This is a genomic window from Oceanicaulis sp., assembly GCA_040112665.1.
Lineage (GTDB): Bacteria > Pseudomonadota > Alphaproteobacteria > Caulobacterales > Maricaulaceae > Oceanicaulis.
Map to the genome: position 1 here is coordinate 2,500,606 of CP157796.1, position 24,882 is coordinate 2,525,487.

The 24,882-nt window shown below is 66.6% G+C and carries 20 protein-coding genes; 13 read left to right on the forward strand and 7 right to left on the reverse strand.

Annotation, left to right across the window (positions count from 1 at the left end; genetic code table 11):
* The first annotated feature begins 2 nt into the window (after window positions 1-2).
* Together ABL308_12280 and ABL308_12285 are read left to right on the forward strand one after the other, a co-directional pair.
* On the forward strand, window positions 3-791 hold the full coding sequence (locus ABL308_12280) for an SDR family NAD(P)-dependent oxidoreductase (protein XBQ15721.1): 789 nt from the start codon (window positions 3-5) through the stop codon (window positions 789-791).
* A gap of 151 nt (window positions 792-942) precedes the next feature.
* A complete protein-coding gene (locus ABL308_12285; GenBank protein XBQ15722.1) occupies window positions 943-2,016 on the forward strand; it encodes a hypothetical protein in 1,074 nt (357 codons plus the stop codon).
* A 6-nt stretch (window positions 2,017-2,022) separates the two neighbouring features.
* Here ABL308_12285 and ABL308_12290 read toward each other — a convergent pair whose 3' ends face one another.
* Genes ABL308_12290 through ABL308_12305 form a run of 4 tightly spaced genes read right to left on the reverse strand, consistent with a single transcriptional unit; the run spans window position 2,023 to window position 6,942 of the window.
* Window positions 2,023-3,270 (reverse strand): cyclopropane-fatty-acyl-phospholipid synthase family protein, encoded by a 1,248-nt coding sequence (locus ABL308_12290; protein XBQ15723.1) that lies wholly within the window; start codon window positions 3,268-3,270, stop codon window positions 2,023-2,025.
* Window positions 3,271-3,314: 44 nt separating this feature from the next.
* Window positions 3,315-4,127, reverse strand: a complete 813-nt coding sequence (locus ABL308_12295; protein XBQ15724.1) for a DUF1365 domain-containing protein — start codon at window positions 4,125-4,127, stop codon at window positions 3,315-3,317.
* Window positions 4,124-5,497: an FAD-dependent oxidoreductase gene (locus tag ABL308_12300; GenBank protein ID XBQ15725.1), complete on the reverse strand. Its 1,374-nt coding sequence runs from the start codon at window positions 5,495-5,497 to the stop codon at window positions 4,124-4,126. Before ABL308_12300 ends, ABL308_12295 begins: the two co-directional genes overlap by 4 nt.
* A complete protein-coding gene (locus ABL308_12305) occupies window positions 5,494-6,942 on the reverse strand; it encodes a deoxyribodipyrimidine photo-lyase (protein XBQ15726.1) in 1,449 nt (482 codons plus the stop codon). The genes ABL308_12300 and ABL308_12305 overlap by 4 nt, the downstream gene beginning before the upstream one ends.
* A gap of 138 nt (window positions 6,943-7,080) precedes the next feature.
* Between ABL308_12305 and kdsA the strand changes: the two genes are divergently transcribed.
* Together kdsA and rfaE2 are read left to right on the forward strand one after the other, a co-directional pair.
* Window positions 7,081-7,941 carry a 3-deoxy-8-phosphooctulonate synthase gene (gene kdsA, locus ABL308_12310; GenBank protein ID XBQ15727.1) on the forward strand — a complete coding sequence of 287 codons (861 nt, stop codon included), beginning with the start codon at window positions 7,081-7,083 and terminating at the stop codon, window positions 7,939-7,941.
* Window positions 7,942-7,958: 17 nt separating this feature from the next.
* On the forward strand, window positions 7,959-9,410 hold the full coding sequence (gene rfaE2 / locus ABL308_12315) for a D-glycero-beta-D-manno-heptose 1-phosphate adenylyltransferase (GenBank protein ID XBQ15728.1): 1,452 nt from the start codon (window positions 7,959-7,961) through the stop codon (window positions 9,408-9,410).
* 35 nt (window positions 9,411-9,445) lie between these two features.
* Here rfaE2 and ABL308_12320 read toward each other — a convergent pair whose 3' ends face one another.
* On the reverse strand, window positions 9,446-12,055 hold the full coding sequence (locus ABL308_12320) for a M14 family zinc carboxypeptidase (GenBank protein XBQ15729.1): 2,610 nt from the start codon (window positions 12,053-12,055) through the stop codon (window positions 9,446-9,448).
* Window positions 12,056-12,193: 138 nt separating this feature from the next.
* Between ABL308_12320 and ABL308_12325 the strand changes: the two genes are divergently transcribed.
* The 9 genes from ABL308_12325 to ABL308_12365 all read left to right on the forward strand — a co-directional run bounded on the left by ABL308_12325 (window position 12,194) and on the right by ABL308_12365 (window position 22,742).
* The gene (locus ABL308_12325; protein ID XBQ15730.1) at window positions 12,194-14,224 is read left to right on the forward strand and encodes a TonB-dependent receptor; all 2,031 of its coding nucleotides are present in this window, start codon (window positions 12,194-12,196) and stop codon (window positions 14,222-14,224) included.
* A 57-nt stretch (window positions 14,225-14,281) separates the two neighbouring features.
* Complete coding sequence (locus ABL308_12330; protein XBQ15731.1) at window positions 14,282-15,928, forward strand: thiamine pyrophosphate-dependent enzyme; 1,647 nt, start codon at window positions 14,282-14,284, stop codon at window positions 15,926-15,928.
* A 76-nt stretch (window positions 15,929-16,004) separates the two neighbouring features.
* Window positions 16,005-17,207 carry a glycine C-acetyltransferase gene (locus ABL308_12335; protein XBQ15732.1) on the forward strand — a complete coding sequence of 401 codons (1,203 nt, stop codon included), beginning with the start codon at window positions 16,005-16,007 and terminating at the stop codon, window positions 17,205-17,207.
* Window positions 17,208-17,310: 103 nt separating this feature from the next.
* Window positions 17,311-18,165: a DUF4142 domain-containing protein gene (locus ABL308_12340; GenBank protein ID XBQ15733.1), complete on the forward strand. Its 855-nt coding sequence runs from the start codon at window positions 17,311-17,313 to the stop codon at window positions 18,163-18,165.
* Window positions 18,166-18,251: 86 nt separating this feature from the next.
* Window positions 18,252-19,082, forward strand: a complete 831-nt coding sequence (locus ABL308_12345) for a DUF4142 domain-containing protein (GenBank protein ID XBQ15734.1) — start codon at window positions 18,252-18,254, stop codon at window positions 19,080-19,082.
* A 141-nt stretch (window positions 19,083-19,223) separates the two neighbouring features.
* Window positions 19,224-20,399, forward strand: a complete 1,176-nt coding sequence (locus ABL308_12350) for a hypothetical protein (protein ID XBQ15735.1) — start codon at window positions 19,224-19,226, stop codon at window positions 20,397-20,399.
* Window positions 20,400-20,482: 83 nt separating this feature from the next.
* Window positions 20,483-21,517 (forward strand): L-threonine 3-dehydrogenase, encoded by a 1,035-nt coding sequence (gene tdh / locus ABL308_12355; GenBank protein ID XBQ15736.1) that lies wholly within the window; start codon window positions 20,483-20,485, stop codon window positions 21,515-21,517.
* A gap of 37 nt (window positions 21,518-21,554) precedes the next feature.
* The gene (locus ABL308_12360) at window positions 21,555-22,223 is read left to right on the forward strand and encodes a nitroreductase family protein (protein XBQ15737.1); all 669 of its coding nucleotides are present in this window, start codon (window positions 21,555-21,557) and stop codon (window positions 22,221-22,223) included.
* A 102-nt stretch (window positions 22,224-22,325) separates the two neighbouring features.
* The gene (locus tag ABL308_12365; protein XBQ15738.1) at window positions 22,326-22,742 is read left to right on the forward strand and encodes a hypothetical protein; all 417 of its coding nucleotides are present in this window, start codon (window positions 22,326-22,328) and stop codon (window positions 22,740-22,742) included.
* Between the two features lie 14 nt (window positions 22,743-22,756).
* On the opposite strand, the gene ABL308_12370 is transcribed toward ABL308_12365, so the two are convergent.
* Window positions 22,757-22,939, reverse strand: coding sequence for a superinfection immunity protein (locus tag ABL308_12370; protein ID XBQ15739.1), 183 nt, complete (start codon window positions 22,937-22,939; stop codon window positions 22,757-22,759).
* A gap of 135 nt (window positions 22,940-23,074) precedes the next feature.
* Complete coding sequence (locus tag ABL308_12375; protein ID XBQ15740.1) at window positions 23,075-24,724, reverse strand: long-chain-fatty-acid--CoA ligase; 1,650 nt, start codon at window positions 24,722-24,724, stop codon at window positions 23,075-23,077.
* Window positions 24,725-24,882: the final 158 nt, after the last annotated feature.

Consider the following 24,882-nt stretch of genomic DNA (forward strand, 5'->3'; position numbering starts at 1 on the left):
CCATGGGTTCGCCCCGCCCCGCCAAACCGAAAGACGGCATCGCCTGGGTCACAGGGGCCAGCTCCGGCATCGGCGAAGCGCTGACACGCAAGCTTGTGAAGAAGGGCTGGCGGGTCGCGATCTCGGCGCGCAGCGCGGACAAGCTTCAGGCGCTCGCTGCCGAAGCGCCCGATCAGATCATTCCGGTCCCGCTGGACATCACCGACGCCGACGCAGTGAAGGCCGCCGTTGAAAAGATCGAGGCTGAGCACGGGCCGATCGTCCGCGCGGTGCTCAATGCAGGCATCTACATCTCGATCAACGCCGAGACGCCGGACTTTTCCGACTACGCCAAGACCTTCACCGTCAATCTGAACGGTACGGCGGCGTGCGTCAGCGCGATCGTACCCAGATTTGTCGAGCGTCGCGGCGGTCAGCTCGTCATCGTGTCCTCGGCCACCGCGTTCGGCGGCATGCCCACCGCATCGGCCTATGGCGCGACCAAGGCCGCGCTTCTGAACATGGCCGAGTGCCTGAGGATCGAACTTCATCGCTACGGCGTGCTGGTCCAGTGCGTGACCCCGGGCTTCGTGGAGACGCCCGCCCAGGACGACAACGAATTCCCCAAGCCCTTCATGATCAGCCCGGAAAAGGCGGCGAACCGGATGTTTTCCGGGATGACCTCCAGCCGTTTCGAAGTGACCTTTCCGCGGCGCTTCACCTGGATGCTGAAGGCGATCTACGCGCTCCCCCGCAGCTGGCATATCGGGATCGTCCGCAAACAGACGGGCTGGGACAAGCCGATCGATTAGCGGTACGCGCATCGGAAAATTCAATGCGGTTCCGGGTGCTGATGGAAAACGCCACAAAGCACGCGTGGTGAAGACAATTTTTCTGAAAACTTGTTGAATTCAGCGCGTGGTCTGAAACGATGTTCGCCGAATCGAGTCCGGGGGGGCACAAATGGCGACGCAATTCCTCAAGCCGCTGACTGTAGCGGTCGGAGCAGCTTTTCTTCTCAGCGGCTGCCTGACCTTGCCGGACGGTGCGGAGACCGCCTCGGTCACCGTGTCGGATTTCAACCAGGCGATCGCCGACAGCAGGAACGAGCAGATCCTGCTCAATCTCGTGCGGCTTCGTTACCGCGACACCTCCCAGTTCATGCGTGTGCTGAACGTCTCGGATGCGCAGACCTATTCGATCGAAGCGGAAGCGGCCACGAACCTCTCCTTTATAGGGCGCGCCCTGTCTGGCGTCGGGCTCGGCGCGACGGCGAGCGCGGAGCGCAAGCCGGTCGTGTCGATGTCGCCGATGGACGACGCGGAGTTCGCCACTGCGCTCCTGACCCCGCTCACCACGGCCGATCTGGCGCTGCTGGCCAGTTCGGGCTGGTCGATCGAGCGGATTCTGCTGTGCTGCGTGGAGCGGGTGGGCGCGCTTTCGAATTCCCCACGCGCCTCAGGCCCGACACCGGCCGAAGTGCCCGACAACGCCGCCTTCCGCGCCTTCGCCGAAGAGGTGAGGGCGCTGCAGCGCGAAGAAGCCCTGTCGCTGATCTTCGACGGGGAGCGCACCTCGCTCGTTTTCTTCGGTGACGGCGTGGACGTCCCGCCCGCCCTGACCAGCCAGCTCGGCGTCGATATTGTCGATGACCGCGTGCCGCTGCGCTCGGTTTCCGAAACCGGCGAGACCGGCGTGCCGGTGCAGACCCGGTCGATCCTGGGCACGCTCTACGCGCTCTCTCACGCCGTCGACGTGCCGCCCGCGCACGCGCAGGCGGGGCTCGTCACCAACGCCTATCCGCTGTCGCCTTCGACGCCTGACTGGGAGACCTATCTCTCAGGCGCGTTCAAGGTGCATAGCGGCCGCGAGCGCCCCGACTCTGCGTTCGTGTCGGTCTTCTATCGCGGCCACTGGTTCTGGATCGACGACGCGGATCTCAATTCCAAGACCACGTTCAATCTGGTGGACTATCTCATCCGCCTGAAATCGGCCTCGGGCGGCGCCGCGCCGTTACTGACGCTGGGGCTGAACTGAGCGGTCTCAGTCCGCGCGCTTCAGCGCGAACTGAGCCACGTCGATCCGGCCCGTGTCGAAGCCCGCTTCGCAATAGGCGAAGTAGAACTCCCACATGCGCTTGAAGCGCTCGTCGAAGCCCATCGGGGCGATCTCCCCCCAGGCGTCACGGAAGCGTTCGAGCCAGCGTGACAGGGTGCGCGCGTAGTCCTTGCCGAACGCCTCCATGCTCTCGAAGGAGAGGTTCGCCTGGTCGAACTGCTCGCGCAGCTTCTCCACGCTCGGGAGCACGCCGCCGGGGAAGATGTAGCGCTGGATGAAGTCGGTGCGCCTGGCGTAGGTCTCGAACAGATCGTCGCGAATGGTGATGATCTGAAGCCCCGCCTTGCCGCCGGGCTTGAGGGTCTCGCGCACCTTGGAGAAGAAGCTCGGCCAGTATTCCTGCCCGACCGCTTCGAACATCTCGATCGAGGCCACCGCGTCGTACCGGCCGGTTTCGTCGCGATAGTCCTGCAGTTTGATGTCGACCTTTTCGCCGAGCTGATGCTTCTGGATCCGCTCGAGCGCGTAGTCGCGCTGGCTCGGCGACAGGGTGAGACAGGTCACCCGCGCGCCGACCTCTTTCGCCGCATATTCGGCGAACCCGCCCCAGCCGCAGCCGATCTCCAGCGCATGGCTTTCGGGTTTGAGGTCGATCATCCGGGCCAGCGAAGCGTATTTCTCGCGCTGGGCGTCTTCGAGGCTCTGCGTCGCGGTTTTGAAACGCGCCGAAGAGTAGGTCATTGAAGGATCGAGCCAGAGTTCGTAGAAATCGTTGCCCAGGTCGTAATGGGCCTCGATATTCTTGCGCGCACCCGCCTTCGTGTTGGCGTTGAGCTTGTGGTAGATCCAGTGAAACAGCCGGGTCAGCGGGCCGCCCTGTACGATCGAGTGCATCTCGTCGAGATTGGCGGAGAACACCGCGAGCACCGCCGGAAGGTCCGGGGTCGTCCAGTCCCCGTCCATATAGCTTTCCGCGAACCCGACATCGCCGCCCGCGAAGACCTTCCGGACGATGGCGTAGTTGGCGAGCTCGATCCTTGCGTCCGGGCCGGGCTTGCCGCCCTGAAACACAAGCTCGCGCCCGTCAGTCAGACGAACGGCGAGCGATCCCGCCCGTAATTTCAGAAGCATGCGCAATGCGAACCGCACCTGGCGGGGTACGTCGCGCAGCGTGTCGATGAGGGAGCCGTCGGCTCTTACGGCGTCGGAATAGGAGTTCGCGGCGTCGGTCATGAGGGGCGCTCCAAAGACGGGGCTTTCGACCCGTTACCCTAACGTTAATCGATGTCCGGGCCAAACCCGCTGCGACCGGCTTCGACGGTTTCGGCGAGGCTGGCGCGACCGGGCGGTTCCGGGCGGGAATGGTAACGCGCGCCCTTGGTCCAGAGCTTCAGGGCCTCGAAATGAATCGCGCCGATCGTCTTGAGCGTCGAGAAGGGCTGACTTGCGAACAGCCCCATGAGCGCGCCGGTGGTCAGCGCCCGGCGCTGCATCGCCATGGTCGCAAGAAAGTCCGGCTTGTCCGGGCGCTGCTTGAAGATGGTCAGCTTGAAGCGGTCGTCGGGCGCGCGCAGCGTGAAGTCGTAGCGGCCCGAGACGTCGAAGAAGGGCGAGACGTGGAAGACCTTGTCCGCGGCCTGGCGTTCGGAGCCGGAGCCGGCGCATGGCGCGACATAGGCGTGCGCGTCGCCAAACGTGTTGTGGACCTGATAGATCACGCCGGCCAGAGCGCCGTCACCACGCCGGGCGAAGTAGATAGAGAGCGGATTAAACACGTAGCCGAGCACGCGCGGCGCGCAGAGCAGTTCAAGCCGGCAGCCGGCGACATCAATGCCGGCCTCGGAGAATCGGTTTCGCGCCCAGCCGGCGAGCGGCGCGCCGTCGCGAGCGCCGTGATCGCGCTCGAAGAAGCTGTAGAGATTGAACCGCTCGACGGAGAACAGCCGGCTCATCCGCGCCGCCTCGCCGAGCCGTTCGAGATCGATCAAAAGCGAGGCGATCCGGTAATTGAACCGGTGCAGGAAGGGCGCACGCCGTTCGTGGACCGTCCGGCCCACATAAAGCGCGGCGGGCGCGGGCAGGGCGCTCATTCGGCCGCCGTGGTCTTGCCGGAGGCGCGTGCCGGGGCTTGCGTGTCGCGCTGTCCCCATGGGCCGCCGCTGATATCGCCCTCGGCGAACGCCCAGGGGATCTGACCGCCCAGGCGCAGGGCTGCGCGCAGGCCCGATCGAAGACCGTCCTCGTGGAAGCCGTAACCCAGCCAGGCGCCGGCGAACCAGGTGTGCCTGACGCCCTGGATGCGGTTGAAGATCCGCTGCGCGGCCATGCCCGGCGAGCTGAACTGCGGGTGGTCGTACTGGTAGCGGCCGAAGGTCAGCGCCGGATCTGGCTCACGGGCCGGGTTCAGCGTGACGAAAAGCGGCGTCTTCGCTGCAATGCCCTGAAGACGGTTCATGTCGTAGGTGACAGACGCCTTCGTCTCGCCCGCCTCGCGCAGATAGCACCAGGCGGCGCGCGCACCCTTGCGGCGGGGGAGAAGACGCTCGTCGCGGTGAAGCACCGCTTCGTTGGGCGCGTAGGGGATCGCGCCCAGCATGTCGCGTTCGTCAGGCGTTGCGTCGGCGAGCAGCTTTCGGGCCTGATCGGAATGGCAGGCGAGGATCACTTCGTCGAAGCCATGCTCGCGCCCCTCCGCGTCGGTGACGATCACGCCACCGGACGTGCGGCGCACCTGCGCGGCGGCCGGCGCGAAGGTGCAGCCGGCGGCATCGAGATCAGCGGCGATCTTCTTCACATACACCTTGCTGCCGCCTTTGACGGTGCGCCATTTCGGGCGCGTGGCGTGCATGAGACGGTGGTTCTTGAAGAACCGTACGAACGCCTCGGCCGGGTAGGCGCGCATGTCGTCCTCGGTCGAGGACCAGATCGCCGCGCCCATCGGCAGCAGGTAGTTATGCTGGAAGCGTTCTCCGACGCCGAGCTTGTCGAGATACTGGCCGAGCGACAATCCGAACAGCCGGCCCGCCTGAAGGTCGGCCTGTGCATTGGCGTTAAAGCGCAGGATGTCGCGGAGCATCCCGTGATAGCCGGGGCTCAGCGCGTTGCGCGGATCGGCGAAAAGGCCAGACAGCCCGTTCGAGGACCATTCGAGCCTGGCGTCCAGGCTGAACCCGAAACTCATGTCGGTCTCGAAGGTCTCGATCCCGAAATGCTCGAACAGGTTCGTGAGGTTGGGATAGTTCAGCGTGTTGAACACGATGAACCCGGTGTCGACGTCGATCGGCGAACCGTCATAGTCGATGCTCACCGTATTGGCGTGCCCGCCGAGGCGGTCGCGCTTCTCAAACACCGTCACGTCATGGACGTCGCGCAGCGCCCAGGCCGCGCCGAGCCCGGCGACGCCCGCGCCGACGACGGCGATCTTGCTGCGGCGGGAGAGAATCGGGTCCGGCGAACTCATGCGGCGTCCTTGATCTTTTCAAACGCCGCGAGGGCGCGTTTTCTGGCTTCGGCGTGATCGACGATTCGTTCAGGATAGGTCTCGCCCAGCGTCACGCCCGCTTTTCTCAGCGCGCTGCGATCCGCCTCCCAGGGGGCGTGGATCGCCTTCTTCGGCAAATCCTTCAGCTCGGGGACCCAGCGGCGGATATAGTCGCCTTCGGGGTCGAATTTCTGCGACTGGGTCACGGGATTGAAGATCCGGAAATAGGGCGCGGCGTCAGCGCCGGACCCGGCGACCCACTGCCAGCCTGCGGCGTTGTTGGCGAGGTCGGCGTCCACCAGCGTGTCCCAGAACCATTCCTCGCCGCGCCGCCAATCCACCATCAGATCCTTGATCAGAAAGCTCGCCGTGATCATGCGCACCCGGTTGTGCATCCAGCCGGTCGCCCAGAGCTGGCGCATGCCTGCGTCCACGATCGGATACCCCGTCATCCCCTTCGTCCAGGCGCGGAAGTGATCCTCCGAGCCGGACCACTCGAACTTATCGAACTTTTGCTGAAAGTTCGCCTCCGGAAAATCAGGGAAGTGGTACAGAAGGTTATAGCTGAACTCCCGCCAGGCGATTTCGGAAAGGAAGGTCTGAACGTCCTCCCGATCGCCCTTGTCAGAGGCGCGTATCGCCGCCCAGATCTGCCGGGGAGAGATCTCGCCATGATGCAAGTGGGCGGACAGCCCGGACGTGCCGTCCACGCCGGGGCGGTCCCTGGCTTCGGCGTAACCCTCCAGCCGATCGCGAATGAATGCGGCGAGCCGGCCCCGCGCGCCGGCTTCTCCGGGAGTCCACGCGTCTCTAAGACCGCCTGCCCAGTCAGGTTTGCTCGGTAGTAGCTTCCAATCCTCCAGCCGATCGGACTTCGGCGCATCGGCGAAAAGCCAGTCCTTCGGCGGGCCTGCGGCTTCGCTGGGTTCGTGTCCCGCCTTCAAGGCCTTCCAGAACGGGGTGTAGACCCTGTAGGGCCGCCCGTCCTTGGTTGAGACCTCCCAGGGTTCGGCGATGAGATTGGCCTTGAACGAGCGGACCGTGAGGCCGCGGTCGCTGAGATCAGACTTGATCTTCTCGTCGCGCCTTGTCGCCCAGGGTTCGTAGATGCGGTTCCAGTACACCGCCTCCGCGCCGGTCTCCTCGATGACTGCGTCCAGCGCCTTCGCGGCGTCGCCGCGGCGGAGCACGAGCGTTCCGCCGCGCTCCTCGATGGCTCCGGCCAGAGAGGCCAGCGAATGATGCAGCCACCAGCGCGACGCGCCGCCCGGCCGCCAGGTCCCGGCGCTCTCGTCATCAAGCACGTAGAGCGCGACGAGGGGGCGGCCGCTCGACACGGCGGCCAGCAGAGCCGGGTTGTCGGCCAGACGCAGGTCGCGGCGGAACCAGACGATGGCGGGGTTTTGAGATTTCTCTGAAGACATCGAGGTATGAAATGGGGCGCTGACAGGCAGGGTGACGCAACGGGCTTCATGTCGTAATACGCTGGTCTTTAAAGGGCGGATCACGCCGGATGCAGCCCGGCGCAGCGTCCGCGCCCGCAGAACATCGGAGCGTGCGCCATGCAGCCCAATTCAGTCGTCAGCGTCCCGCGTCCCAACGGCGAGGCGATCGAGGTCGGCAACGACAAGCCGCTGGTGATCATCGCAGGCCCGTGCCAGCTGGAAAGCCGCGAGCACGGGCTCGAGGTGTCCAGCGCACTCAAGGAAATCTCCGAACGCACCGGCGTGAAGCTGATCTACAAGACCAGCTTCGACAAGGCGAACCGCACCTCGCTGAAGGGCAAGCGCGGAATGGGGCTGGAAGCCTCGCTGCCGGTTTTCGCCGAAATCCGTGAGACCACCGGGCTGCCGGTCCTGACCGACATCCACACTGCAGAGCAGTGTGCGATCGCGGCCCAGGCGGTCGACATCCTGCAGATTCCGGCCTTCCTGTGCCGTCAGACAGACCTGCTTATTGCGGCCGCCGAGACCGGCAAGGTGATCAACGTCAAGAAGGGCCAGTTCCTGGCGCCCTGGGACATGGCCAACGTCATCGGCAAGATCACCGGCGCAGGCAACGCCAACATCCTCGCCACAGAGCGCGGGGTGAGCTTCGGCTACAACACGCTCGTGGTCGACATGCGTGCGATCCCGATCATGAAGGAAGCCGGCGCGCCGGTGGTGCTCGACGCCACCCACGCCGTCCAGCAGCCGGGCGGGCAGGGGACGTCCTCGGGCGGTCAGCGCCAGTTCGCCCCGCATCTGGCGCGCGCGGCGGTCTCTCTCGGGATCGCGGCGGTCTTCATGGAGACCCATCCCGATCCGGATAACGCGCCGAGCGACGGTCCGAACATGATCCCGCTGGACCGGTTCGAGGAGATCGTGCGCGACCTTCAGGCCTTCGACGCGCTGGCCAAGTCCAGCCCCGTCGTCAGCCTCTGACCGGCCGGGGCGGGGCGATGCAGCGCGAACGTGCAGCGCGGCTTCTCGCCGGCATGGCCGGCAAGCGCGCCCTCGTGGTCGGCGACCTGATCCTGGACAGCTTCGTCTACGGCAAGGTGGCGCGGATCTCCCGAGAGGCGCCCGCGCCGATCCTGTCGGAGGCCCGCCGCACGGCCATGCTAGGCGGCGCAGGCAATCTCGCGCGCAACATCGCCGCGCTCGGCGGCGAGGCGACCCTGATCAGCGTGCTCGGCGACGACGCCGAAGGTGCGGCGGGCGGCGAACTCGCAAGGCAGGCCTGCAAGGCGAAGCTCGTCACCGAACCGGGCCGATGGACGCCCACGAAAATTCGCTACGTCGCCCAGAACCAGCAGATGTTCTGCGTCGACCGCGACCCGCAGGGGCCGATCGCGGCTGAGACCGAACGCGCCGTAATCGACGCCGCCCGCGAGGCGATGAGCGGCTGCGATGTCGTGATCGTCTCCGATTACGGTCGCGGCGTGCTGACCCCGAAGGTGATCGCAGGGGTCGTCGCGATGGCGCGCGAAGCCGGCCTTCCGGTGACCGTCGATCCGCGCGGCGCCGGGTACGAGCGCTATGACGGGGCGAGCGTCATCAAGCCCAACGCCGACGAGCTTTCCGCCGAGACCGGCATGCCGGTGACCACCGACGCCGAGGCCGAAGCCGCGCTCGACGCGCTTCTGGGCCGGCTTGCTCGCACCGACGCGCTGCTGGTCACGCGCGGCGCGCAAGGCATGAGCCTGAAGACGCGCGGCGGCGAAATCGCCCATAACAGATCTCGCCCGCGAGACGTCTTCGACGTGTCCGGCGCTGGCGACACGGCGCTCGCCGCACTATCACTGGGGCTGGCCGCAGGCTATCCGATGGTCGAGGCGATGGCGCTGGCCGATCTCGCGGCGGGAGTCGCGGTCACCAAGCCCGGCACGGCCGTGGTCGCGCCCGAAGAGATCGTTCAGGACGCCGCACTCGGCGAAGACGCGCCGGACTGGCGTGTTATCGGACGCGACTCCGCCGCGGAGCTTGCGGACCGCTGGCGGGGGCAGGGGCTGAAGGTCGGCTTCACCAACGGCTGTTTCGATATCCTGCACCCCGGCCATCTCGCCGTGCTGCGGTTCGCGGCGAGCCATTGCGACCGGCTGATCGTGGGGCTCAATTCCGACGACTCCGTGCGCCGCCTCAAGGGACCGGACCGGCCGGTCAACGACACTCAGACGCGCGCGGTGATGCTCGCCTCTCTGGAAATGGTCGACCGCGTGGTCGTGTTCGAAGAGGACACGCCCGAGGCGTTGATCCGCAAAGTCCGGCCGGCGGTGATGATCAAGGGCGCGGACTACAAGGCCGACGACCTGCCCGGCGCGTCCTTCATGAAGGAGACCGGCGGCGAGGTTCTGCTGGCTCCGCTCCTCGAAGGGCGCTCGACGACCGGGCTCATCAACAAGCTGCGCTAGCCGCGCATCTCCGCCGGCGAGGTAGCGCCGCTTGGTCAGTCGGTCCGGCGGCCCGGATTTCTGAAGTCGTCGCCGAAGAAGATCGCGTTCGTCACCAGACGCGCGCTGCCCTTCATGTAGGCGCGGAAGACCGGGTTGTCGGAGAACAGGATCACCGATCCCGCCCCCTTGCGCTCGGCGTGCACCATGCCCGCGCCCTCGAGCATCTCGCGGTTTTCCTCCGACGCGTAGCCGGACAGGAGCGGGTCGTTATCCGCGAAACGGACCGGCAGGGCGAACGGGTTGTCGGACGGGGCGAACGCGCCGGTTCCGATCTTGTGAACGGGCAGCATCTCGTCGCTATAGCCGAAGCCGAGCGGATGGGTCGGATCGATCCGGGTCTCGAACAGCGCGCCGGAGATGAACACTTCCGCGTCCCAGGCGTCGATGTCTTCATAGCGGTCGGGCGCTTCGGCGCTGTCGGAGCCGCTGTCTTCCTCGCTCGCCTCATCGTTCTCGCCGAGGAAAGCGGCGGACGAGATGTCGTGCTCGGCCGCCCAGCGGGCCGCGCCGCGCGACGCGATCAGCACCCCGCCGCCGGAGATCCAGGTGTTCAGACGCTCCCGGAAGTCTTCGTCGAGCGCGCCATAGCGGCCGTCCGCCATCAGGATGTGGGTATAGCGGGCGAGATCCGCGCGCGAAAGCTCGGTCACGTCGATCATGCTGACGGGCATGTGCATCTCGTGATCGAGCAGGTGCCAGAGTTCGCCAGCGTCGTTCATCGACACCTCGCGGCCGGTGACCAGAAGGATTTCCGGTTTCTCCACATTGCCGAGCGCGAAGCCGCCGAGATCGGAACCGCGCGAGGTGAGGGCGGTCGTCGCCGCGTGTACGGTGACGGAGTCCTCCTCTGCGGCGCGTACCATCAGGGCGTGGATCTCTTCAGCCGAGAGGTCCTGTCCTGCGATCGGAACGACGATCGCGCCGCGTCCGGGCTCGACCTCGCCGGACGGGGTCCGGACCACCGTTTCGTCGGGGATCACGCGGGCGCGAAGCCCGGCGTCGAGCACACGGTAGAGCGCGCGTGGCGCGTACCAGCTGTCCCACTCCATCACATAGGCGTAGCGCGAACGCTCCGGTGCGGGCGCGGCGCGATCCATAGCCTCGACCGGCGCGCCGGCGACGTTTGGCGAGAACAGCCGCCCGCGAACTTCCGAATAGTCGAGATCCCAGGCCAGCGGCTGGGTCCAGCCCGACACGTCATAGAACTCGGCCTTGTCCTCGATCACGCGGGTCTCGAACAGGCCTTTCACGATGCGGTACTGGTCCTGGGCGACAGGGACGACGAAAGCTTCGCCGGGCTCGTAGACGCGGCCGTCCGCGCGGAGCGGCTGGCGCAGTTCGCGGACCTCGATCTCGTGAACGGCGAGCATCTCGAGGAAATCGGCGAGGCGTCCGCGATCGGTCGAGGTGAAGACGTAAGCGTTCACGGGATCGGAGGAGGCGAGCCGGCGGCTCTCGGCGAAGAAGGCGGCAAGATGCGCCTGCAGCTCTGACCGGCGCGCCTGACCGGCCCGGATCAGCGCCAGGGCCACGCGGGCCTGCTGGCCGACCTTGTCGTCATAGCGCAGCGTCCCGAATTCGGTCTCCTGGACGATGCCCCGCACCGAGCTTTGCTCGAACAGATAGGGGATCGACCCGACGAGACCCGGATAGCTCGATCCGTAGCCCAGGTAGAAATCGTCGAAGACCTCTTCAGACACGTAGAGCGCGCCCTCGCCGTCGAGCTGCTCGGCGAGGAAGCTGTTCATGTCGAGATTGAGCTCCAGCGCGTCCTGGCTCAGCAGCGGATGCAGCCCGTCGACCGGGCCGGGCGAGAAGAAGAAGGTGGAGTCCTTGCCCATCTCGTGGAGGTCGGCGGCGATATTTGGGAGCCAGTCGTGAGTGGCCGCGACGACGGCGCGCGCCTCCGGCTGGGTCACCGGGAGCCACTGCCGGTTGAGGTCGAACCAGTAATGGTTCGTGCGGCCCCAGGGCCATTCGTAGAAATGCTCGCGATGCTGGGGATCGGCGACCGGCGCGGCGGCGTGATGCATGTTCGTCCACTGCGCGAAGCGGTTCGCGCCGTCTGGATTGACCATGATCACGAGGTGCACGACCACCTCGTCCAGCAGGCGCTCGGCTTCGGCTCCCTGGGCGGCGGCCAGGTGATACAGGATGAGCTTTGCTGAGTCGTAGGCTGACGGCTCGGAGCCGTGCACGCCGTGCGTGATCTGAACGACGGCCGGATGATCGGCCGGCGGCTCGGGCGCGTTCGCACCGGACAGCGATTGCTGAACCGCGCGGATCTCATCGAGGCGCGCCTGATTGCGCGGCGAGGTGATCGTCACCCGGTAGATCGGCCGGCCGAAATGGCTCCGACCGATCTCGCTGACGCTCACCCGGTCCGACGCCGCATCGACGGCGCGGATATAAGCCTCGTGCATGTGCGGTGGGAAAACGATCTCACCGGCCTGGTAGCCGGTCACGTCCTCGGGCTTGGGAATGGACGCGGCGTAGCTGACGTTCTGATCGAGCAAGGCCTCGATCGGCTTGGGCTCGTAGGCGGCCGCGCCGGAGGCGGCCAGAACGCCGAGCGCGAGCCCGGCCAGCAGGTGACGCAGCATGGAGGTCTCCCCGACCCTTTGTGACTTTTGCGCGACGGTAAGCGGTCGTCACGGCCCGTCAAGCATGCCGGACCGCAGCGTGCAGCTACCGTTTGCGCTTCCGCGCGTTAGGTTCCGCCCAAGCCAAGGCACCTGAGGATGACCGACATCATGAACGCCCGCCGCACGCTTCTGCTCGCTTTCGCCGCCAGTTCTGTGCTCGCGCCCGCCGCCGCCGCCCAGAGCGACGAGGTGATCGTGGTCACCGCCACGCGCGCAGAGGAAAGCCGCGACGCCGCCATAGCGCCCGTCGCGGTGCTGGGCGAGGGCGAGATCGAGCGGCTTGGGGCGCATCACATGGCGGAGGCGCTGAACCGGCTGCCAGGCGTCTTCATCCATCGCGGCAACGGTGTGGAACACCTGACCGCCATCCGTTCTGCGGTGCTGAGCGGCGGGGCCGGGGCGGGCAGCTTTCTCTATCTTGAAGACGGCATCCCGATGCGCGCACCGGGATTCGCCAACATCAACGGGCTGATGGAGGCGGTGGACGGGCTCGCGAGCCGGATCGAAGTGATCCGCGGTCCGGGTTCGGCCGTGTACGGATCGAACGCGCTGCACGGGCTCGTCAACGTGATCACGCCCGAGCCCGCCGACGCCGGCGCGCTGTTCGAAGTCGAGGCCGGCTCGTTCGGCCGGGCGCGGCTCAGAACCTATGCGGGCGGCGAAACCGGATTCGGTTCGGCCTGGGGCGGGCTCTCGATGCGCCGCGAGGACGGCTGGCGGGATGACGCGGGGCTGATGAAGGCGGGCGCTCGGGCGCGGTTCGACGGGACGGTCGGGCGAACCGAATGGTCGCTGCGAGGAACGCTGATCGACATCGATCAGGAGACCGCCACCTTCGTGGACGGGTTCAAAGCCTATGAGGATGAAGACCTGTCCAGGCGTAACGCCGATCCGCTCGCCTTCCGCAATGTCGAGGCGGCGCGCGCGAGCCTTCACCTCGACCACGCCTTCTCCGATGCGCTGAGCCTTTCGGTTGTGCCTTACATACGGTCGAACCGCATGGATTTCCGCCTGCACTTCCTGCCGAGCCTCGCGCTGGAGCGGACCGGCCATGACAGCGCCGGCTTCCAGTCCGCGCTGACCTGGGAAAGCGCCGCGACCCGCATTACGGTCGGCGCCGACGCGGACCTGACCGAAGGCTTTCTCTACGAGTTCCAGGACGAGCCGACGCGCGGGCCGTTCGTGCAGGGTCTGCACTACGACTACGTGGTTGACGCCACGGTGCTCGCAGGGTTCGTGCAGGCGCGTCACGCTCTGGCCGACACTGTCTCCATCGAAGGCGGGGTGCGGGTCGAGGAGACGACCTATGAATACGACAATCGCGCTCCGGACGGCGCGATCGGGCGCTATCTGCGTCCTGCAGACCGGACCGACGACTTCACCACGGTGACGCCCAATCTGGGGCTGACCTGGCGAGCGCGCGAAGATCTCATCGTCTTCGCCCGCGCCGCACGCGGAGTTCGCGCGCCGCAGACCGCGGAGCTTTACCGGCTGCAGCCCGGCCAGCAGATCGAGGGCATCGAACCCGAAGAACTCGACAGTCTCGAGGCCGGCGTGCGCTTCGGGCTCGCCGATCGCGGCCGGATCGAGCTGACCGGTTTCGTCATGGAGAAGCGCAACGTGTTCTTCCGTGACGCGGACGGGTTCAACGTCACCGACGGCGCGTCCGAGCATCACGGGATCGAACTCGACGCCGCGCTCACCCTCACCGAGACGCTGAGCCTCGCGGCATCGGCGACCTGGGCGGTTCACGAATACGCCTTCGACCGGCCAGTGAGCCGGGGGTCTGAAACGATCGTCGATGGCGCGCGGCTGGACACCGCGCCGGAATGGCTGTGGAACGCGCGCCTGCTGTGGGAGCCCCGGACCGACATCGACATCGAAGCCGAATGGGTCCATGTCGGGGAGTATTTCGCCGACGCCGCGAACTCGGCCACCTATGAGGGTCACGACCTTCTGAACCTTCGAGGCGCCTACGAGCTGGGCGAACACTGGGAGGTGTTCGGCGCGGTGAGAAACGTCTTCGACACCCGTTACGCCGAGCGCGCCGACTTCGCCTTCGGCGGCTATCGCTACTTCCCCGGAGAGCCGAGAAGCGTCTCGATCGGCGTGCGCGTCAGCCGCTGAGCTTGCCCTGAGGCGGGCAAGCGGGCTAGCTCCCACCCGAACTTCAGGGAGAGCCTCATGCCCGTGCGCACCGGCGGACAACATCTCATCGACGCGCTCGCCGCGAACGGCGTGGACCGGATCTTCGGCGTGCCCGGGGAAAGCTTTCTCGCCGCGCTCGATGCGCTGCACGGCGCGAGGATTCCCTTCATCCAGTGCCGGCACGAGGCCGGCGCGGCGAACATGGCCGAGGCCGACGGCAAGCTGACCGGCCGGCCGGGGATCTGTTTCGTCACGCGCGGTCCTGGCGCGACGCAGGCCGCAGTCGGCGTTCACACCGCTCTTCAGGATTCGACACCGATGATCCTGCTCGTCGGTCAGGTCCGGCGCGAGGACGAGGGACGGGAAGCCTTCCAGGAGCTCGATTACGCCCAGGCCTTCGCCGGCATCGCCAAGGCGGCCTTCGAGATCCGCGACGCCGCCCGCATCCCCGAGCAGATCATGCGCGCCTTCTCGCTCGCCCTGAACGGGCGGCCCGGCCCGGTGGTGGTGGGGCTGCCCGAAGACATGCTGAGCGGGCCGGCGGACGCGCCCGCTGCCCGCCCCTTCATGCCCGCCCGCAGCGAACTCGGCGCACACACCGCCGCGGAGATCGCCGCCCGCGTCGAAGCGGCCGAGCGCCCCGTGCTGATGGTCGGCGGGCCGGGCTGGGACGGCGAGGCGCGCCAGGCGATCGTCGATTTCGCTACGACGCTCAATTGCCCCGTCGTCACAAGTTTCCGCGTCAAACATCTGATCGACAACATGCATTCGCATTACGCGGGCGAAGCCGGGATTGGCGCGTGCCCCGCGGTCGTGCAGACCCTGCGTGAGAGCGACTTGCTGCTCGCTGTCGGGCCGCGCCTCGGCGAGATGACGACGCAGAGCTACGACCTGTTCGACGTGCCCGACGGCGTCGCCGACCGGCTGATCCACATCCACCCCGGCGGCGAGGAGACCTCGCGCGTCTACCGGCCTTCTTTATCGGCGACCGCATCGCCGGGCGCGGCGATGGTCGCGCTGGCCGCGGCGGCGTCGCCGTCGGAGAACACCGGCGCCCGGCAAGCGTGGGTGGAGCGGGCGCGGGCGAGCTATGACGCCTGGATCGAGCCGGTGAGCGTCACCGGCGCGGTGAACCCCTCGATCATCTGGCGTCAGACCAGCGAAAAGCTGGGCGGCGAGGCGATCATGACGAACGGCGCGGGCAATTTCGCCGCCTGGCTGCATCGCTTCTGGACCCATCGATGCTGCCCGAGCCAGCTCGCGCCGACCTCCGGCGCAATGGGCTACGGCCTGCCCGCCGCGATCGCCGCCAAGCTCCGCCACCCGGAAAAGCCGGTCATCGCAGTCTGCGGCGACGGGGATTTCATGATGGCCGCGTCGGAGCTGGCCACGGCGGTGCAACACCAGGCGAACATCGTCGTTTGTGTATTCGACAACGGGGCTTACGGCACGATCCGCATGCATCAGGAGAAGCATTATCCGGGCCGCGTCAGCGGGACCGGCCTCGCCAATCCCGACTTCAAGGCGCTCGCCGAAGCCTGCGGCTGCGCCGGCTTCTTCGTCGAGCGGACCGAAGACTTCGCCGCCGCGCTCGACGCCGCGCTGAACGCCGGCCGCCCCGCGCTCATCCACGTCAAGCAATCACTCGCCGACATCGCCCCGGGCAAGACCCTTCAGGTGTGAGCGGGCGCACCGCATTGCCCGCCCGCCGCCGCTCGTCTATCTCGCCCCCAACGCCGCGCAAGACCGGAGCCCGTTCATGTCCCAGTCCTTCTATGATCGCCTGAAATCAGAGCTTTCCGAGATCGAGGCGGAGGGGCTCTACAAGCGAGAGCGGCTGATCACGAGCCAGCAGTTTTCCGAGATCGACGTGAAGACCGGCGCGGGCGAGAAGCACGTGCTGAATTTCTGCGCCAACAACTATCTGGGGCTGGCGAACCGCCCCGAGCTGATCGAAGCCTCGAAGAATGCGCTCGACCGGTACGGCTACGGGGTCGCTTCAGTGCGCTTCATCTGCGGCGCGCAGGAGATCCATCGCGAGCTCGAACAGCGCCTGGCGAAATTCACCGGTCAGGAGGACGCGATCCTTTATGCGGCCGCCTTCGACGCCAATGGCGGGGTGTTCGAGCCGCTGCTGGGCCCTGAGGACGCCATCGTGTCCGACGCGCTCAACCACGCCTCGATCATCGACGGCGTGCGCCTGTGCAAGGCCAAGCGCTACCGCTACGCCAACTCCGACATGAACGATCTCGAGGCCCAGCTGAAACAGGCCCGGGCTGACGGCGCGCGAACGATCCTGATCGTCACCGACGGCGTGTTCTCGATGGACGGCTATATCGCTGATCTGAAATCGATCTGCGATCTGGCCGATAAATACGATGCGCTGACCATGGTCGATGACTGTCACGCCCACGGCTTCATGGGTGCGAAAGGGCGCGGCACGCCGGAGCATTGCGGCGTCATGGGCCGGATCGACATCATCACCGGCACGCTGGGCAAGGCGCTCGGCGGGGCGATGGGCGGGTTCACGGCGGCGAAGCAGGAAGTCGTGGACATGCTGCGCCAGCGCTCTCGGCCTTACCTGTTCTCGAACTCGCTGGCGCCGTCGATCGTCGGCGCGAGCCTGACCGCGCTCGACATGGTCGAGGCTGGCGACGATCTGCGCGCACGCCTGTTCGACAACGCGAAGCGTTTCCGGACCGGCATGAGCGAAGCCGGGTTCGAGCTTCTGCCCGGCGAGCACCCGATCATCCCGGTCATGCTGGGCGACGCCGCTCTGAGCCAGAAAATGGCCGACGCGCTGATGGACGAGGGGGTCTATGTGATCGGCTTCTTCTATCCGGTGGTGCCCAAGGGCAAGGCGCGCATCCGCACCCAGATGAGCGCAGCGCACACACCCGAGATGATCGACCGCGCGGTGGACGCGTTCACCAAGGTCGGAAAACGGCTCGGCGTGGTCTGAGGCGCGCCGCGCCGCCGCACGGCAACAGCAGCGGTTCAGGAACTCTCCGTCTCCCTAAGGCGTAACGCAGCGGAACACCTGCGATTTGATGGGAGACGATTTGATGACCCGCACTTTCACGCTGATGCTCTCGGCGAGCGTGCTCGGTATCGCCGCGTGCGCCGAAGAAGCCGCCGAAACCGAGAACGCGGCCGAGAACGCCGCCGCTGAAACCGATCAGGCGGTCGAAACCGCCGCTTCCGAGACTGATCAAGCCGCCGAAAACCTGGCCGCCGAAACCGATCAGGCGGTTGAAGGCGCTGCGCGGGAAACCCGCGAGGCCGGACGGGACGCCGAACAGGCGATGGACGACTCCGACGAGCCCGAAGCGCGCCTCGAAGACGGCATGCGCTTCGACGAGGGTGATGAGAACCCCGAGGAAGACAGCCTCGGGCAGAACCCGGCCGTCAATCTCGCCCAGGATCTCGCCGCTGGCCCGACGGGCATGGCCGCAGGCGTCGCCGCCGGGCTGAGCGGCGATGCGGAGGCCTATGTCCGTAACGTCGCGCTCGGCAACATGTACGAGATCCAGGCCGGCGAAATCGCGATGGAGCGCGGCAACTCCGAAGAGGTCCGCGCGATCGGCCGGAAGATCGTCACCGACCATGAAGTGCTTCAGGACCAGCTGCGCGATGCGCTGCAACAGGCCGGGCTCGACTGGGAGCTGCCCACAGAGCTCGAAGGCCGGCGTCAGGGGCTGATCGACAATCTCAACGCCGCGTCCGACATCGATTTCGACGCCGCCTTCCTGCACCAGCAGGAAGCCGCCCATATCGAGGCTGTCGCCCTGCATGAAGGCTTCGAGGCCGCCGGCGATGTCGACGCGCTGACCGAATACGCCGGCCGGGCCGGGAACATGGTCCAGGGCCATCTGGCGCAGGTGACCGAAAACCTGCCCGCAGCCGTCGACGGCGAGTGAGGTGCGCGGCGTTTGCCGGGCCGTCGCCCGGAACAACGCGGCCGCCTCATACGTAATCGCAGCTGAAGCCGAATAGGGAGATCACCATGCTCCGCTCATTGCTCTTCGCCGCGTCGGCGAGCGCGCTGGCCGTCGCCGGGTGCGCCGACGACGAGGCGAGCGAAACCCGCACCGCCGACGCCGGCATGGACGCCGAAACCGAGTTCGCCGAGACCCGCGAGGAACGGACCGATCCGTCCGAGGCGGGCCTGCGCAACGCCGGGGTCGACTCGGAAAGCGGCGTCGGCGAACGCGCCGGGTCGGACATGAGCGGCGCTGAAGGCGATCCTGACGCGCCGCAGAGCGAAGCGGTGAGCGACTTTACTTACGGCTCCGACTACGCCGAATCCGGCATGGGCGAATCCCCGCCCATGGACGCCATGCAGATCGCGGCCGAAGCGGTCGGCGGGCTTTCCGGCGACGCGCTCGAAAATCTCTCCGCAGAGCAGTATGTCCGTCAGGTCCAGCTCGCGAACATGCTGATGATCGAGGCGGGACGCATCGCGGCCGAACGGGCCGGTGAGCCGTCCCTGCGAACGCTCGGCGAGGAGATCGTGGAGACCCACGAGAACCAGACCGAGTCCCTGAATGAGGCGATCGAGACCGCCGGTCTCGACGTCGATCCGCCCGAGGACCTGACCGAGCGCGGTCAGGAGATGGTGGATGCGCTGAACGAGACCGCGACGGTGAATTTCGACCCGGTCTTCGTCCGCATGCAATCCGGCGCTCACGAAGCGATGGGCCGGCTGCACCTGGCTTACGCCGACAGCGGCGAGGAAGAGGTGCTCAAGACCTTCGCTGAAGCCTCCGCCGAGCTCGCCAGCGAACGCTTCGACCAGATCCGCAACGACCACGAGGCCGCGCTCGACCCCAATTGAGGAGCACCGTATTCGTTAGGAAAGGCCCCGCCGGTCTGGCGGGGTTTTTTCGTATGGGCGATCCCGCTCTGGGCGAAAATCCGTGCCCTTCGCTCCGGTTCGTGGCAAGGTTTTGTTAACCGGCGAACAGGAGGGGACCTCATGGCCGCGATCGACAGCACCGCCGCAAACCCGGCGCGCCCGTCAGACGAGCTTCTGCCGTTTCTCAATAATTTCCACGACATCTTCACAACGATCGGCGTGGTAATCCTGTTCTCGGGCCTCGGGCTCGGCGCGGTTCAAGTGATGGACGCGGCCGGCTACGACACCGGCAGCCTGGCCTTCGACGTGCTCTGGAACGTGCTGGCCGTTGCGATGGGGGCGGCCGCATGGCTGCTCTCGTCGATTCTGGTGGGCAAGCAGCGCCGCATTCTTCCGGGCATTGTGCTCACGCTGGTTTTCGCGGGTTCCATCGGCGCCGTGCTCGCTTACGTCTACACCAAGCTGACCTTCGGCGAGGCGGACTTCGAGGCCGCCTTCGCCGGGTTCGACGCGCTCGGGGACGCCGAAGCGCCGACGCGGGCGGCGATCGCCGCGGCGCTGGCCGACGTGCCGATGGCTTACCGGATCTGGCCGGTCGGGGTCGCCGCCTGCCTGACGGTTCCGATCGCGATCTACTATGCCGCCTTCCGCCTGCCGTTCGCAGGCGGGCTCGCCGGGCTGGGCGTGGTCTGGATCGCTTTCGCCGCGCTGTTCGTGGCCGATCCCTACACCGCGCTCGTGTTCAATCCGCTGGTCAGCCTGCTGATGGGGCTGACCCTGTTTCTCGCCGGGATCTGGTTCGACGCGCGCGATCCGGATCGCCAGACGCGCCTCTCGGGCACCGGCTTCTGGCTGCACTTCTTCGCCGCGCCGACGCTTTTGAGCGCTGCGGTGACCATCGCCAGCGTCGGGCTGCGCCTGGACGAGGCCGACTTGGAGAGCGCGCAGATCGCCGGCGTGTTCGGCGCCTTCGCGATGGAAGACGCCGGCGCGGCGGTGCGGACCGCCGCGGTCACGCTTGCCGTGATCTTCGCGTTTGCGATCGTCTCGCTTCTGATCAATCGCCGCGCGCTGATCGTGTCGGGCCTGATCACCGCCGGCGTCGCGACGGCGGCGCTTGTGAACCTGCTCGGCTTCGACGGCGCGGTGGTCGCTGCGATCACGCTCCTGCTGCTGGGCGGGTTTGTGGTGCTTCTGGGCGCGGCGTGGAATCCGGTCCGGCGCGTGCTTCTCGCGCCGTTCCCGAAAAGCGGGCCGATCGCCCGGGTGTTTCCCCCGGCCGACGGGCGGGAGTAGGGGGCGCTGGCGAGAAGGTCTTTTCGGCGGGGCGGCTTCGTGCTGAAACAGCGCGCCGTTCCGCCGAACCAGGACCCCCGCCGATGAAAGCCCTCGTCAAAGCCGAAGCGAAAGAAGGCCTGTGGATGCAGGATGTCGACAAGCCCGAGATCGGGCCGGACGACGTTCTGATCCGGGTGCACATGACCGCGATCTGCGGCACGGATGTGCACATCTACAACTGGGACGACTGGGCGGCGAAGAACGTGCCCGTGCCCATGGTGGTCGGCCACGAATTCGGCGGGATCATCGAGGAGGTCGGCCGCGACGTGCATCGGGTGAAGCCCGGCCAGCGCGTTTCTGGTGAAGGCCACGTCGTGGGCGAGAAATCGCGCGCGGTGCGCGCCGGACGCTTCCATCTCGACCCCGAGACCAAGGGCGTGGGCGTGAACATGCCCGGCGCCTTCGCCGAATATCTGCGCATTCCCGCCTTCAACGTCGTACCGCTGCCCGACGATGTGGAGATGGAGCAGGCGGCTTTTCTCGATCCGCTGGGCAACGCGGTGCACACCGCGACCGCCTTTGATCTGGTCGGCGAAGACGTGCTGATCACAGGGGCTGGACCGATCGGCATCATGGCCGCCGCCGTGGCCCGCCATTGCGGCGCGCGCCACGTGGTCGTCACCGACATCAACCCCGACCGCCTCGCCCTGCTCGAACAGGTCGCGCCGACCGCCGTGCCGGTGAACACCGGCAAGGAAGACCTTAGGGACGTCATCGCCCGGCTGAAAATGACCGAAGGCTTCGATGTCGGCCTGGAAATGTCTGGCGCGGAGCCCGCCTTCAAGCAGATGGTCGATCACATGGTGATGGGCGGCAAGATCGCCATGCTGGGCCTGCCCGGAAAGCCGTTCACGCTGGACATGGGATCGCTGATCATGCGCGCGATCACCTTCAAGGGCATTTACGGCCGGGAGATGTTCGAGACCTGGCACAAGATGCTGGCGATGCTGCAATCGGGCCTGGACGTCTCGAAGCTGATCACCCACCGCCTGCCGGCCAGGGAATTCCAGACCGGCTTCGACGCCATGCGCTCGGGCAAGGCGGGCAAGGTGATCCTGGATTGGCGGAAGGTGTGAGCTGACAGGGCGGGGCGGTTCGGTGCAGGGTTCGGCCATGACACCGAACCTCCTGCCTCTTGATTTCACCGAACTGCCCGCTGAGCAGATGCGCGAACGCGCCCGCGCCTTTTACGAGGCGATGGCGGCACGCCGGACCGTGCGCGACTTCTCCGGCCGCGACGTGCCGCGCGAGATCATCGAGACCGCGATCCTCACCGCCGGAACCGCGCCGAACGGCGCGAACCACCAGCCCTGGCATTTCACGGTGCTGGGCAAGGGCCCGCTGCGGGCGAAGCTTCGCGAGGCGGCCGAGGCGGAGGAACGCGCCTTCTACGCCGGCAAGGCCGGGGAAGAGTGGCTCGAAGCGCTCGCGCCGATCGGCACCGATGCGAACAAGCCCTTCCTCGAGACCGCACCCTGGCTGATCGCGGTGTTCGGCCAGAAGCGCGGCGGGCCGGAGCCGGGCGACCAGAAGAAGAACTACTACGTCACCGAAAGCGTCGGGATCGCCTGCGGCTTTCTTCTGGCGAGCCTTCATCAGGCGGGGCTGGCGACACTCACGCACACGCCCAATCCGATGGGGTTTCTGACCGAGATCTGCGAACGTCCGTCTACGGAAAAGCCTGTGATGCTGATCGTCACGGGTTATCCGGCCGATGACGCGTCCTATCCCGAGCACGCCGCTCGCAAGAAACCCCTCGATCAGATTTGCGATTTCAGATGATCTGCCTGGCATGGCCGCCCGGCTAAGTGGGCGATGTCAGGCGCTGAACAGGTCCGCCTGGCCGTGCGTTGACCTTGCGAAGCGATACGCAAGGAGCTTTCCATGCCGATCCTCACCGCCGCGGCGCTGCTCACGATGCAGGCCGCCCAGCCCACGCCCGCCCCCGACGTCGAGGATTATCAGCGCCAGACGATGATCAAGGCGCGCTGCCGTGAGTACACCGCCGACACCGATGCGGACGGGGTGGTCGATTTCGACGAGTACACGGCCTACCGCGAAGAGACCTTTCACGGCTGGGATCTCGACGCCAGCGACGATTTGAGCCTCATGGAGGCTGAAACCTGCTGGGTCGTCCGCGGCGGCGAACGCGAAACCGCGCCGTTCCGCGACTTCGACCTCAATGACGACCGGATCATCGGCTACGAGGAATACCACCCCGAAGGCTGGTGGGAGCAGGCCGACGCTGATGCGGACGGCGTGCTCGAACCGGAGGAATGGCCGGAGGCCTTCCAAGACTAGGAAGAGGCGCGCGGCTAGACCCGTACCCGCTTTTCGCTGGCCGTCACCGACCAGATCAGCGCGATCACCCAACCGACGACTGTCCAGCCGAGCAAGAGGTTGGTGAGGAAGATCGCGAACCCGTTGTGATGGCCGCGCGCCAGCGCCACGATGGTGGGCAGGAAGTAGGTCAGCGCGGAGATCAGCAGCAATTCCATGGGGAGGCTCCCTTTATCGATTTTCGATAAAGATAGGGGCGCTCGGGCGGGTTCGCAAGTGACAGGGCCGTAACCTTATGAAAAAGCCCCGGCACAGCGCGCCGGGGCTTTCCCTGTAAGCGAAGGCGAGGGCGGTCAGGCGCCCTCGGTCTCCGTGCCGGGGAACTCGTAGTCCTTGAACATGTCCCGCAGCTTGGTCTTCAGGATCTTGCCGGTCGCGCCCAGCGGCATCTCTTCGATGAACTCGATCCCGTCGGGCAGCCACCATTTCGGCACCCGCTCGGCGAGGTATTCGCGGATGGAGTCTGCGGTCGGGCTCGTGTTCGGCCTGGGCTGCACGATCAGCAGCGGGCGCTCCTGCCATTTGGGATGGCGGTGACCGATCGCTGCGGCCATGGCGACGTCCGGATGGCCCATCGCGGCGTTCTCGAGATCGATCGAGCTGATCCATTCCCCGCCGGACTTGATCACGTCCTTGGAGCGGTCGGTGATCGTCATGTAGCCGTCTTCGTCGATATGGCCGACATCGCCGGTGCGGAACCAGCCGTCGTCGGTGAAGGCTTCGGGGCCCGCGCCGCGGTAATAGCTCGAGATGATCCACGGCCCGCGCACCTGGATGTGCCCGGCGGACTGGCCGTCGCGCGGCAGGATGTTGCCGTCGTCGTCGACCGCGCGCATGTCCACGCCGTACATCAGCCGGCCCTGCTTGAGCTTGATCTTGATCTTCTCCTCGTCGGAGAGATCGTCATGTTTGGGCAGGAGCTTACCGACCGTGCCCAGCGGGCTCATCTCGGTCATGCCCCAGCCCTGCTGCATCTCCACGCCGTACTCGTCCTGATAGGCGCGCAGCAGCGCCTCGGGCATGGCTGAGCCGCCCATCAGCACCTTGTCGACGGTGTCGATGCGCTTGCCGCTCTCGCGCAGATACTGCAGCAGGCCCAGCCAGACGGTGGGCACGCCGAGCACGAGATTGACCTTCTCGCCCTCGACCAGCTCCTGGATGGATTTGCCGTCGAGCTGCGCGCCCGGCATGACGAGCTTCGCGCCGGCCAGCGCCGCGGCGTAGGGCACGCCCCAGGCGTTGACGTGGAACATCGGCACCACCGGCATGATCACACCGTCGGCGCCGACCCCGACCGCGTCGGAGGTCGCCGACATCAGGGCGTGCAGTACGGTGGAGCGGTGCGAATAAAGCGCGCCCTTGGGCTCGCCGGTCGTGCCGGAGGTGTAGCACAGGCCCGCCGCCGCGTTCTCATCGAACTCGGGCCACTCGTAATGGTCGTCGGCGTTCGACAGCAGCGTCTCGTAGACGTCGACCTTGGTCTGGATCTGCGGCTTGGTCGGCTCGGCGGTCATCGCCACCCAGCGCTTGACCGTCTTGCAGTGCTTGGCGATCGCATCGACGATCGGCGCGAAGGTCACGTCGAAGAAGACGTGCTTGGACTTGGCGTGGTTGATGATCCACGCGATCTGCTCAGGGCCCAGGCGCGGATTGGCGGTGTGGATCACCGCGCCGACGCCGGAGACCGCGTAATAGAGCTCGAGATGGCGGTGGGTGTTCCACGCGATGGTGGTCACCCGGTCGCCCGGCTTCACCTTGAGCGGACCGGTCAGAACGTTTGCGAGCTTCTGCGCGCGGGCATGGCAGTCCGCATAGCCGTAGCGGTGAACTTCGCCGGTGTCGGGCAGGCGGGAGACGATCTCCCGGCGGCCGTGGTTCATGGCTGCGTGCTTGAGAAGGTCCGCGATCATAAGCGGACGGTCCATCATCTGGCCGCGCAACATGGTGTCTCCTCCCTCATATGTGCGCCGGGCCGGCCGCCGTCTGATCGCAGCGCGCTTCGGCCCGGTGGTCTCGAGCCCATCAAAGTCGCGCCCGGCCCGTCGCGCAATACCCGGACGCGCAAATTCTCGCTTGAAAAACCGCTGCGCGCAGTGTGGAA